Annotated in this window: 7 protein-coding genes and 1 pseudogene; 5 read left to right on the plus strand and 3 right to left on the minus strand. The window is 74.5% G+C overall.

All coding sequences use genetic code 11. The annotated features are described in order from the left end of the window. Positions 1–313, minus strand: a 313-nt coding sequence (locus FGF04_RS33540) for a hypothetical protein (protein ID WP_149515166.1), incomplete at its 3' end; no start/stop codon positions are given. A 308-nt stretch (positions 314–621) separates the two neighbouring features. Here FGF04_RS33540 and FGF04_RS33545 point away from each other — a divergent pair. Both FGF04_RS33545 and FGF04_RS33550 read left to right on the plus strand, forming a co-directional pair. Next, the gene (locus FGF04_RS33545) at positions 622–1,299 is read left to right on the plus strand and encodes a response regulator transcription factor (protein ID WP_223146431.1); all 678 of its coding nucleotides are present in this window, start codon (positions 622–624) and stop codon (positions 1,297–1,299) included. Further along, on the plus strand, positions 1,296–2,537 hold the full coding sequence (locus FGF04_RS33550) for a sensor histidine kinase (protein WP_235882633.1): 1,242 nt from the start codon (positions 1,296–1,298) through the stop codon (positions 2,535–2,537). Before FGF04_RS33545 ends, FGF04_RS33550 begins: the two co-directional genes overlap by 4 nt. On the opposite strand, the gene FGF04_RS41740 is transcribed toward FGF04_RS33550, so the two are convergent. Both FGF04_RS41740 and FGF04_RS41745 read right to left on the minus strand, forming a co-directional pair. Beyond that, on the minus strand, positions 2,518–3,051 hold the full coding sequence (locus tag FGF04_RS41740) for an aromatic amino acid lyase (protein WP_268893797.1): 534 nt from the start codon (positions 3,049–3,051) through the stop codon (positions 2,518–2,520). The two genes, FGF04_RS33550 and FGF04_RS41740, sit on opposite strands and share 20 nt — an antisense overlap. Before the next feature lie 110 nt (positions 3,052–3,161). Then, a pseudogene (locus FGF04_RS41745) lies at positions 3,162–4,070 on the minus strand (aromatic amino acid ammonia-lyase); the annotation flags it as partial. A 50-nt stretch (positions 4,071–4,120) separates the two neighbouring features. Between FGF04_RS41745 and FGF04_RS33560 the strand changes: the two are divergent. Genes FGF04_RS33560 through FGF04_RS33570 form a run of 3 tightly spaced genes read left to right on the plus strand, consistent with a single transcriptional unit; the run spans position 4,121 to position 8,318 of the window. Further along, the gene (locus FGF04_RS33560; RefSeq protein ID WP_149515168.1) at positions 4,121–5,785 is read left to right on the plus strand and encodes an NAD(P)-binding domain-containing protein; all 1,665 of its coding nucleotides are present in this window, start codon (positions 4,121–4,123) and stop codon (positions 5,783–5,785) included. Next, a complete protein-coding gene (locus tag FGF04_RS33565; protein WP_149515169.1) occupies positions 5,782–6,924 on the plus strand; it encodes an alpha-hydroxy acid oxidase in 1,143 nt (380 codons plus the stop codon). Before FGF04_RS33560 ends, FGF04_RS33565 begins: the two co-directional genes overlap by 4 nt. Then, positions 6,921–8,318 (plus strand): cytochrome P450, encoded by a 1,398-nt coding sequence (locus FGF04_RS33570; protein WP_149515170.1) that lies wholly within the window; start codon positions 6,921–6,923, stop codon positions 8,316–8,318. The genes FGF04_RS33565 and FGF04_RS33570 overlap by 4 nt, the downstream gene beginning before the upstream one ends. Positions 8,319–8,408 lie beyond the last annotated feature (90 nt).

An 8,408-nucleotide genomic window follows, 5' to 3' on the forward strand; every position in this document is an offset into this window, starting at 1 on the left:
TCAGGGGGGTGGTGGGGCGGGGGTGGTTGCTGTGGCCCCGGCAGTCGATCCCCAGGTGCCCCCGGCCGGTCACCGTGACCAGGGGACGGCTCAGCGGGTCGCAGGCGAAGCGCAGCGTGCCGGGCAGCACCAGGTCGTCGATGGTGAACCGGTCGATGTCCGTCCGGGCCAGCCGCATCTCCTGGCCCTCCAGCCGGCCGCTGAGCCGCAGGCTCGCCCCGTAGGAGGAGTCCATGATCTCCCGGGCCAGCGCGGCCTCCTTGGTGGCGACGGTACTGCGCACCAACGGCACGTCCTGCGGTACGCCGTCCACGGCTTCCCCCTTCTGTCCCGTGCCGCCCGTCCTCGCGCCGCGCCACCCGCGCGCACGGCCCGCCCGGGGCGATCTCCCCATGACGCTACGCCGCCGAACCGGTCACGGGGTGCTCATGAAGAAACATCCCGTTGCGGAACAAAAGCGAATGCGGAACGGGCCGGATTCGCTTTTCCCGGGGCACTTCCGCGAAGGCGCGCTAGCGTGATCACGCCGATCGGATCCTTGTTCGGCCGTGCCTTCTTTTGGCAGCAACAAGCTTGTCATGCAAGGGAGTTGACAGCGGCAGGGGTGAGAGGAGCGGGACGGTGGCACAGGATCGCAGGGACAACCCTCGGCTGCTGCTGGTCGAGGACGACAGGGAACTGACCGCCACGCTCTCGGAGGCGTTGCGGGACGAGGGGTACGCGGTCGACGTCGCGGCCGACGGCCAGCAGGGCCTGCACCTCGGCCTCGCCCGGCAGTACGACGTGCTCGTCGTCGACCGGCGCCTGCCGGCGCTCGACGGCCTGGACCTGCTGGGCCGGCTCCGGTCCCGGGCGGTGCGCACGCCGGTCATGCTGCTGACCGCGATGGGCGGGGTGCACGACCGGGTCGACGGCCTGGACGCGGGCGCCGACGACTACCTGGTCAAGCCGTTCGAGCTCGACGAACTCAGCGCCCGATTAAGGGCGTTGTGCAGGAGGGCGCTGGAAGCGGCCGACGTGCTGAGGATCGGCTCGGGCCGGCTGTACGTCGGCCGGCGGGAGGTCGAGCTGGCCGACGGCGAGCGGATTGCCCTCGCCGCGCGGGAGTTCGAGCTGCTGTGGGTGCTGGCCTCCCGGCCCGACGCCGTGTACTCGCGGACGGAGCTGCGCCGGCTGGTCTTCCACGAGGCACCGGCGTCGTCCATCGTCGACACCTACGTCTACTACCTGCGCCGCAAACTGGGCCGGCAGGTCGTGCGCACGGTGCGCGGACTCGGCTACCGCCTGGGGGCGCTGTGAGGGCGACGGCGTACGCGGAGCAGGCGGTCGTGCGCCGGGCGTGCCTGCGGATCTCCGTGATCACCGGTGCCGTCATCACCCTGCTGGTCACGGTCGTCGGAGGCGTCGCCCATGCGGTGATGACGCACACCCAGGACGACCAGGTGCGGCGGGAGCTGCGCTACGGCGCGGAGCGCGGGGACCTGTCGAGGCCCCCTGTGTGCACCTGGCTGTACGCGTCCGGCGCGACCCCGCTGGCGAACTCCCCGGCCGGTTTCCCGGTCCGCGCCGACCTGGACCGGGTGCGCCGGACCCGCGAGACCGTGGAGCGCACCGTACGGCGCGACGGCACGGTCTACCTGGTGCGTACGCAGGTCAGGGCGGACGGGGACGTGGTGCAGGCCGTGTTCGACATGAGGTTCCAGCTCGCCGACCGCAGGCACCTGTGGTTCGCGCTGGGCGTCGCCGGCGCCGTGGGGCTGGTCGCCGCGGCCGCGACCGGTGCGGTCCTCGGGCGGCGGGCGGTGGCCCCGCTGGCCGAGGCGCTCGCCCGCCAGCGCCGCTTCGTCGCGGACGCCAGCCACGAGCTGCGCACCCCGATCACCCAGGTGTACACACGGGCGCAGCTGCTGTCGCGGCAGGCGGCCGCGGAGGACCTGCCGGCCCGGCACCGGGACGGACTGGCCCGGCTGGTCGGCTCGGTCGGCCGGCTGGACCGGGTGCTGGACGACCTGCTGCTGTCCGCGAGCTTCTCGGCGGACCCGCGGCGGCGCACGGAGCGCCGGCCCGTCGAACTGGTCGAGGTGGCCCGGTCGGTGGTCGCGGAGGAGTCCGACCGGACGCGGGACGGCAGCCTCACGGTCGTCGTGAACGGCCCGCCGCACCCCCTGTACGTCGAGGGCATCGAGTCCGCGCTGCGCCGCGCCATCGGCGAGCTGCTGGGCAACGCGATCGGCCACACCCCGGCGGGCGGGACGATCGAGGTGTCCCTCGCGCGCGTCGGCGGGGCGGTGGAACTGACCGTCGTGGACACCGGGTCCGGCTTCGACCCCGCGGAGGCGGAGCGGCTGTTCGAGCGGTTCCACCGGGGCGCCGGCGGCGGCCGGTACGGACTGGGGCTCGCCCTGCTGCGGGAGGTCGTCACGGACCACGGCGGTACGGTCGCCGCCACCGGGCACCCGGACGGCGGCGCCCGGTTCACGATCCGGCTCCCGGAGTCCGCCCCCGCGGCCGTCCCGGTCAGGACGGGTCCCCTGTGACGAGCAGCCGCGCCGCGGCACGGACGTCCGCGTCCAGCGGACGGTCCGGATCGACCGGGGGGATCAACTCGGCCAGTTTGTCGAGCAGTTCGGCGCAGCGGGGTGCGGTGGGCCGGCGCGCCCCGACGTGCACGGCCTGGCGCAGACCGAGCGCGAGCGACCCGCACAGCAGGCCGAGCAGTCCGGCGGTGTCGTAGGAGCGCAGGGCGGCCTGGGTGCCGAACGGGACGACGTCCTGGTTGTGCAGGTTCGTGGGCAGGCTCTGCATGCCGGCCGGCGCCGCGGCGCGGCGGATCTCCGCGACGAACGCGGTGGTGGCCAGCTGCACGCCCTGCAGGCCGTGCTGCAGGCCCGGCGTGGTGGCGAGCATCGGCGGCAGCCCGCCGTTGCGCGCCGGGTCCACCAGCAGGTCGAGCTGGCGCTCGGCGAGGTTGCCCAGCTGGGCGGTGACGGAGGCGAGCAGGTCGGCGGCGAAGGCGGCGGGCTGACCGAAGAAGTTCCCGCCGTGCACCACCTTCCCGTCCCCGTACCGTCCGTCCCCGTGCCTTCCGCCCCCGCGTCGGCGCGGAAGAACAGCGGGTTGTCGCTGATGCCGCCGAGGTCCGCGGTGACCACGCCGTCGACATAGCGCAGGGCGTCCTCCGCGGCGCCGAGCAGCTGCGGGGCGCACCGGATGCTGTACGGCTCCTGGAGCGGCCGGGTGCCGGAGGGCGTGACGCCGGTGAGCGTGCGCCGCATGCGCGCGCCCACGTCGACCGCCCCGGCGTGACCGTAGGCGCGCAGCAGATCCGCGTCGAGGAAGCCGGGATCGCAGCCGAGGAGGTCGGTCAGCAGACAGGTGAGGTCCGTGAGCGCCCGGTGCGCGGCGCGGACGGCGTCGCGGGCCAGGGCCGTGGCCGCGGTGGTGACGGAGGTGCCGTTGACGAGGGCGAGCGCGTCGCGGCCGTCCAGGGCGAGCGGCCGCAGCCCGGCGACGGCCAGCGCCTCGGCGGCCGGCAGGCGCCGGCCGTCCAGATAGGCGTACCCGCGTCCGCGCAGGGCCTGGGTGGCGTAGGCGAGCGGGATCAGGTCACCGCTCGCCCCGACCGAGCCGTAACGCGGGACGGCGGGGGAGAAGGTCGTGGCGAACATCGCGGCGAGCCGCTCCACCACTTCGGCGGAGACGCCGGAGAACCCCTGGGCTAGGGACCGGGTGCGCAGCAGCAGGGACGCCCGCACGATCACGTGCGGCAGGTCCGGGCCCTGGCCGGCACCGAGATGGGCCAGGGTGTTGTCGCACTGGTCGGCCTCGTCGGCCCGGCCGGCGTAGCCGACCAGCGCGCCGAATCCCGTGGTGGCGCCGTAGACGTCGCGGTCCTCGCCGCCGTCCCCGTACCGCAGGTCGCGGAAGAGGCGGCGGCCGCGGTCGACGCGCGCGCGGGTCCCGTCGTCCACGGCGACGGCGAGCGGCGCCGCCGCGCGGCGCAGGACCGCGGGATCCAGAGGGCCGGTCAGCTGGACGGCGTCCGTGGTGGTCAGCACGCCCGGAAACATAGGGGGGCAATCTCAGAGCGCTCTGAAATCCGGTGGATAGCTTCCGGGCCATGGCGCACGACTATGTGATCATCGGGGCGGGCCCCGCGGGACTGCAGCTCGCCGCCTCCCTGGAACGCGACGGTGCGGACTACGTCGTCCTGGAGCGCGGCAGCGCACCGGGCACGTTCTTCACCCGCTTCCCCCGGCACCGCCGGCTCATCTCGGTCAACAAGGTGCACACCGGATACGACGATCCCGAGCTGCGGCTCCGCATGGACTGGAACTCCCTGCTGAGCGACGATCCGGAGCTGCTGTTCACCCGGTACAGCCGGCGCTACTTCCCCTCGGCCGACGACATGGTGGCCTACCTGGCGGACTACGCCGCCCGGACCGGCGTACGGGTGCGCTACGACACCACCGTGGAGAGGATCTCCCGCGACACCGGTGACGGCAGTGGCAGTGACGACGGCGACGGCGCGCGGTTCACCGTCACCGACCGCACCGGCACGGTGTGGCGGGCCCGGCGCCTGGTGGTCGCGACCGGGGTGTTCCGGCCGAACCTGCCGTCCGTCCCGGGCATCGAACTGGCGGAACGCTACGACACCTTCGACCCCGACCCCGAATCCTTCACCGACCAGCGGGTGCTGATCGTCGGACGGGGCAACTCCGCGTTCGAGACGGCGGACAGCCTGATGGAGACGGCGGCGGTCATCCACGTCGTCGGCTCGGGCTCGCTGCGGCTGGCCTGGCAGTCGCACTACGTGGGGCACCTGCGCGCGGTGAACAACAACTTCCTCGACAGCTACCAGCTCAAGTCGCAGAACGCGCTCCTCGACGGCCGGGTGCTGGAGATCCGCCGCGAGGCGGACGGCTTCTGCGTACCGGTGTCGTTCGAGCGGGTCGACGAGGTGGTCAAGGACCTCCGCTACGACCGGGTGATCGCCGCCACCGGATTCCGGTTCGACACCTCGGTCTTCGACGACACCTGTGTGCCCGAGCTGATCGTCGACGGCCGTTTCCCCGCCCTCTCGCCCGTCTACGAGTCGGTCAACGTCCCCGGCCTGTACGTCGCCGGGACGCTGATGCAGGGCCCGGACTTCAAGAGGTCCACGACCGGCTTCATCCACGGGTTCCGCTACTCGGTCCGCGCCCTGCACCGCGTGCTGCGCGGGCGCTACCACGGCGAGGCCTGGCCGGTGACGGAGCTGGGCGACACCGTGGAGCGGGCCGTCGACGCGGTCGTCACCCGGGTCAACCGGTCCTCCGCGCTGTGGCAGCAGTTCGCGGTCCTCGGCGACCTGCTGCTCGTCGCCCCCGACGGCACCCTGCGCTACGCGGAGGAGGTCCCCGTGCGCCATGTGCCGGACGCCGTGGGCGCCGGGGACTTCGGCGCGGTGGAGGCGTACGCGGTGATCACCCTGGAGTACGGGGCGGACCACGACCGGGTGGACCCCTTCGACGTGACCGCCGGCCGTACGTCGCAGCAGGACGTGGCGGGTCTCGACGGCCGCTACCTCCATCCGGTCGTCCGCTGGTACCGCGTCGGCGAACCCGCAGGCGAACCCGCCGGGGAGCACCACGTCACGGAGAACCTGGAGAACGAGTGGGACAGCGAGGAGTACCACCGCGCCCCGCTGCGCGCGTTCCTCGCCGGCCGTCTCGGCTCCACCGGCTCACCCGGCTCACCCGGCTCCACCGACCGTCTCGGCTCCGGTGCCCCGGTGGGGCCGTGACGCTGCGTGCGCTGCACGACGCGGCCCGCGAGAAGCTGGACCCCGTCCACTACGACTACGTGGCGGGCGGGGCGGGCGAGGAACGCGTCCTGGCCGACAACGAGCGGGCCTTCGACCGGTACCGGCTGCTGCCGCGGGTCCTGCGCGGCAGCGGGACGCGGGACACCGCCGTCGGCCTGCCCGGTGCCCGGCGGGCGGCGCCGGTCGTCGTCGCGCCGACCGCGTTCCACCGGCTGGTGCATCCGGGCGGCGCGCGGGGCCCCGCCCGCGCGGCCGCGGCCCGGGGCGCCGGCCTGGTCCACCGGCTGATGCATCCGGACGGCGAGCGGGCCACGGCCCGCGCGGCCGCGGCCGAGGGCGCCGTCCTGGTGACGGGGACGGCCGCGACCACGGCCGTCGACGGTGTCGTCGAGGCGGCCCGTGCGGCGGCCCCGGACCCGGCCGTGTGGTTCCAGCTGTACCTGCACCCCCGCCGGGAGGTGACCGAGGCGCTCGTGCGGCGCGCCGAGGAGGCGGGCTGCACGGCACTGGTGGTCACCGTCGACTCCCCGGTGTTCGGCCGGCACACCAGGGACCTGCGCAACGGCTTCACCGACCTGCCGCCCGGCCACGCCGCGGAGAACATGCGGGACCTGCCCGGCGCCCCGCCCGGCTCCCTCACCGACATCCCCATGTCCCCGGCCCTGTCCTGGCGCGACCTCGGCGAGGCGGTCCGCATGACCTCGCTCCCCGTGCTGGTCAAGGGGATCCTGCATCCGGCGGACGCGCGCCTGGCCGTCGAGCACGGGGCGGCCGGGGTGATCGTCTCCAACCACGGGGGCCGCCAGTGCGACACCGTCCCGGCCTCGGTGGACTGCCTGCCCGCGGTCGCCGGCGCCGTCGCGGAGCGGGTGCCGGTCCTGCTGGACGGCGGGGTGCGCCGGGGCGGCGACGTCGCCGTCGCCCTGGCGCTCGGCGCGACGGCCGTCGGCGTCGGGCGCCCGGTGATGTGGGGCCTGGCCGCCGCGGGGGAGGCCGGGGTCCGGGCCGTCCTGGCGGCGCTGCGCGACGAGTACGACCACACGCTCGCGCTGTGCGGAGGGCGCCGCAACGCCGACCTGACGCAGGACATGGTCGTCCGCGGGGGGCGGACGTGGTGAGGAACGGGACGCGGCCCGCCGGGACCGGCACCTGGTGGCTGCCCCGCGCCGTGGTGACCCTGCGCGGGCGCATCTTCGAGAAGGTCAACGGCGACCACACGGTGACCCTGCCCAACGCCACATACGGACCCGAGGTGTTCGAACGGATCTACGCCCACCCCGCGGTGAACGGACGGAGCGCGGGAGCGGGCCTGTCCGACCTGTTCTGGTACTGGTTGGCACCGGGACCCGAGGTGCACCAGGAGCACCTGGAACCCGGCGAACGCTACGAGGACGTGGCCGCGACGACACGGCAGCTGCTCGCCGGGAGTTCGGACGACCTCGCCGCGGCGGCCACCCGCGCCTTCGCCCGCGTGCTCGACGCGGTGCCCGACACCCGGATCAGTCTCGTCCGGCTGCGCGACCTCGTGATGCCCGCGTGGGCCGAGTTCTGCTACGAGCTGGTGTTCAAGGAGCCGTGTCCGCCGCACGCCCGGAAGCTGATCACCGCGCACGCCGACGACGTGATCAGCGCGCTCAAGTGCACCTCGCTGCGCCACCCCGCACGCCGCGCCCGGCTGACGTCGTACCTGGCCGAGCGGGTCGCCGCCGGTGACGTGCCGCACCCGCTGCCGTCGTCCCTGTCGCCGGCGGAGCAGGTCCACTACCTGCAGGGAACGATGTTCAACACGGCCGTCGTGCAGCTGTCCGAGGCGACCGCGCACGTCCTGCTCGCCCTGGCCCGCCACCCCGGGGTGCAGCGGCGCGTGACGCAGGAGAGCGGGGACCGGTACCTCACGCATGTGCTCGACGAGACGATGCGGCTGTACCCGCTGTTCGGCATCGCGCACCGCATCACCACCGGCGAGGTCCGGCTCGACGCGGACACCGTGCTGCCGGCCGGTTCCGTCGTCTGCTTCAGCTACCCCGACTACCACGCCACGGGCTACGACCGGCCCGACGAGTTCGACCCGGACCGCTGGGCCGGGCTGTCCGCCAAGGACGCCCACCACATCCCCTTCGGCGTGGCGGCGAACCGCCCCTGCCCGGCCTGGCGGCTGTCCCCGCTGGTGCTGCGCGCCGCGGTCCGGGAGGTGCTGCGCCGCTTCCGCCTCGACTCGACGGCCGCGCACACACGGTCCATCCCGCACCGCGCCCCCTGCCTGCTCGTCCCGCGCGCCCTGCCGCCCCGGCCGCGCCGGCTCGGGGCGCTGCGCGCCTTCGTCCGCGCCCGGGACGCGGTGGAGGACGTCACGCGGGGCGTACGGCAGCTGGTGCTCGGCACGGTCATGGTGCTGCACGCCCGCCATCAGCGGCTCGCGGTGCGCCACTTCGAGGAGCGTCCGGCCGCCGGCTGCCCCGCCGCCCGGCCGGAGGGGAGGGGGGAACGACAGCACTCGTACCCACGGCACTGAGCGGTGCGCCGCCCTCCCGCGCACTCCTCCCGCGCGCCTCGCCGGTGCGCCCGGACGCCCGCGGGCGCGCACTCTCCCACCCCGTCGTCG

Origin of the sequence: Streptomyces apricus (genome assembly GCF_008369065.1) — a bacterium.
Classification (GTDB): domain Bacteria; phylum Actinomycetota; class Actinomycetes; order Streptomycetales; family Streptomycetaceae; genus Streptomyces; species Streptomyces apricus.